General features: G+C 71.4%; 3 protein-coding genes. 1 reads left to right on the top strand and 2 read right to left on the bottom strand.

Annotated elements, in window-relative coordinates; translation table 11 throughout:
- Nucleotides 1-228 precede the first annotated feature (228 nt).
- The gene (locus tag RMO12_RS03735; protein WP_309638250.1) at nucleotides 229-435 is read left to right on the top strand and encodes a DUF6494 family protein; all 207 of its coding nucleotides are present in this window, start codon (nucleotides 229-231) and stop codon (nucleotides 433-435) included.
- Nucleotides 436-527: 92 nt separating this feature from the next.
- Here RMO12_RS03735 and RMO12_RS03730 read toward each other — a convergent pair whose 3' ends face one another.
- The gene (locus RMO12_RS03730; protein ID WP_309638249.1) at nucleotides 528-2,417 is read right to left on the bottom strand and encodes a feruloyl-CoA synthase; all 1,890 of its coding nucleotides are present in this window, start codon (nucleotides 2,415-2,417) and stop codon (nucleotides 528-530) included.
- Nucleotides 2,414-3,063: crotonase/enoyl-CoA hydratase family protein (locus RMO12_RS03725; protein WP_309638248.1), on the bottom strand; the 650-nt coding region annotated here is incomplete at its 5' end. The genes RMO12_RS03725 and RMO12_RS03730, both read right to left, overlap by 4 nt.

Raw genomic sequence — 3,063 nt, 5'->3', positions numbered from 1 at the left:
CTGCCAGAGCCTGAACGTGCGCGGCCTCTACCCGGCCGGCGAAGGCGCGGGTTATGCCGGCGGCATCATGTCGGCGGCGGTCGACGGCATCGAGGTGGCCGAAGCGCTCGGCGCGCACCTGTTGGGATTGCACGCCTGAGCTAGGCCGCTTCGCCGGCACACGCGGCATGCCGCTTGCCGCACACTGGTCGCTGCTCCCCGCCGGTGCGGGTGGCCAAGGAGACCCCCATGGACGAAGAGAGCTTCAACATCAGCATCCGCAAGTTCCTCAAGATGGTCGGCGTGAGCTCGCAGCGCGAGATCGAACACGCCGTCGCCAAGGCCGTCGCCGACGGCACGATCGCGGGCCATGAAACCTTCCCGGCCAAGGTGACCTTGGAAGTCGCCGGCCTGAAGCTCGCCGTCACCTTCGACGGTGAGATCAAGCTGCAGTAGCGCCGTGACCGCACGCCTTGCCCCCTCTCCCGCCTGGCGGGAGAGGCTTGGGGGAGGGTGTGTCGTACCAGGCCCGCCCCGCCCACCGCGCATCACACCGGCATCGGTGCCGCCGCGCCGCCGTCACCAATGCACCCCGCGGCGCTAGCGGCGTAGAGCTGCTCGACCAGCGCCGCGCGGCACGCCAGCACGGCGCGCTGGTTGATCGAGCCCTTGTCGGTGATCTCGCCGCGGTCAATGGACGGCGGCTCGCGCAGCACATGCAACCACGCGGGGCGGGTCGCGCTGCCGCTGGCAGCCCTGCACACGCGCTCGAGCACGCGCTCGAAGAACGCCGTCACCGCCGCGTGCGACAGCACCTCGTCGCTCGCCGCACCCGGCGCCAGGCCGGCGAGCGCGCGGCATTCGTCGAGGTGGGCGAACACGAGCAGGCCGAGCGCGTCGCGGCCCAGGCCCGTCACCACCACGTCCTGCACGCAGGGGCTGCCGGCGCCGATGACGCGCGCGCGCAGCGGCCCCACGCTGACAAAGCTGCCCGAGGAGAGCTTGAAGTCCTCGGCGATGCGCCCGTCGAACATCAGGCCGCGCGAGGGGTCGGCCGCGTCGACCCAGCGACCGGCGTCGCCGCTGCGCAGAAAGCCTTCGTCGTCGAAGGCCTCGGCGCTGAGCAGCGGCGCACGCCAGTAGCCCGGCATCACGTTGGGCCCGCGAAAGCGGAGCTCGCGCTTGTCGCCCTGGCCCGGCGACTCGGGCACGAGCTTGATCTCCACGCCGGGCAGCGGCAGGCCGATGTGCCCGGCCTGGATGTCGGGACGCCAGGCGAGCGTGCAGGCCGGCGCGGTCTCGGTCATGCCCAGGCTCGACAGCATGCGGATGCGCTCGCCGACCGTCGCCTCGGCCTGCTGGTCCAGGCGGTCCCACACCGCCTGCGGCAAGCCCGCGCCGGCAAAGAAAAACGCCTGGATGCGGCTGAAGAGCTTGCGTCGCAGCGCCTCGTCCCCGTTCATCGCCGCGACGATCTCCTCGTAGCCCTTGGGCACGTTGAAGTAGATCGTGGGTGCGATTTCGCGCAGGTTGCGCAAGGTGGTCGCCATGCCCGCCGACGTGGGCTTGCCGTCGTCGATGTAGAGCGTGCCGCCGTTGAACAGCACCATGCCCAGGTTGTGGTTGCCGCCGAAGGTGTGGTGCCAGGGCAGCCAGTCGACCAGCACCGGCGGCTGCCCGGCCAGGAAGGCAAAGCACTGCGCGATCATTTGCTGGTTGGCACAGAGCATGCGGTGGGTGTTGATCACGCCCTTGGGCTGCAGGGTCGAACCCGAGGTGAACAGCAGCTTGACGATGGTGTCGGGCGTGACCCGCTGGTGCGCGGCGTCGGCCGCCGCGCCCGCCGCGCCGGCCAGCAGGGCGTCGAAGCGTGTAGTGGCGCGGCCGTCGAGCGTGCCGTGCGTGAGCACCACCTCCACCTCGTCCGGCACCGCAGCGGCAATGGCGCGCGCATAGGCCGCCCCGCTCGCGAACACCAGCCCCGGCGTCACGCTGCCCAGGATGTGCTTTAACTTGCCGTGGTCCTGCGACACCAGCGAATAGGCCGGCGATACCGGCACCAGCGGCACGCCGGCCCACATCGCGCCCATTTGCAGCGTCAGGTGTTCGAGGTCGTTTTCGCTCAGCACCACCAGCGGCCGCTCGGCGCCGAGCCCGCGCGCGAGCAGCGCGGTGGCGACGCGGCGGGCTCGCTCCAGCATGGCAGCGTAAGCAATGCACTGCCAGTCGCCACCGCCGGCCACCGCCGCGTCGCGTCGCGCCGCGAACACGCGCTCGGGCGCGACCGCGGCCCAGTGCGCGAGCCGGTCGCTCAGGCGCCGCGGCGGCGCTTGCAAGGCTTCGGGCGAGCGCAGCCGCTGAATGCCGCCAGCCTCGCCGCTGACCCGCACCTCGCTCACGCCGTTGATGCGGATCGGGCGGTAGCGCACGCCGCTCATGAGGGCTTGCCGACCTTGCCGGCGCGCTTGTCCAGGAAGGCGCGCACGCGCTCCCTGGCGTCGTCGCTGCTCTCGGTCACCGCCGCCATCAATGATTCGACGAACAGGCCGTCGCCGTGCGACATGTCGGCGATGCGCGGCAGCGCCTGCAGCACCGCAAAGTTCGACAGCGGCGCGTTCGAGGCGATGCGCGCCGCCAGCTCGCAGGCGGTGGCGAAACCGGCGCCGTCGGCGACGCGGTAGTGAACCAGGCCGCGCCGCTGGCCTTCGTCGGCGTCGAGCACACGGCCGGTCAGCATCATGTCGGTCATGCAGGCCACGCCGACCAGCCGCGACACCCGCACCGAGGCGCCACCGCCGACGAAGATGCCACGCTGGCCTTCAGGCAGCGCAAAGTAAGCACTATCTTCGGCAACACGAATGTGGGCCGCCGCCGCCAGCTCCAGCCCGCCGCCGACCACCGCGCCGTGCAACACCACGACCACCGGCGCGCGGCCGAACTGCAGCTGATCCATCGCCGCATGCCAGCGGCGCGAATGGTGCATGCCGCTCTCCACGCTGCGCTCGGCCAGCTCGGACAGGTCGAGCCCGGCGCAGAAATGCTCGCCCTCGCCGCTCAGCACCACCGCCCGCACTTCGGCCGGCA

The organism is Methylibium sp., from assembly GCF_031393925.1.
In the GTDB taxonomy this organism is placed as follows: Bacteria; Pseudomonadota; Gammaproteobacteria; order Burkholderiales; family Burkholderiaceae_C; genus Methylibium.
This window is presented reverse-complemented; position numbering and strand designations above follow the sequence as displayed.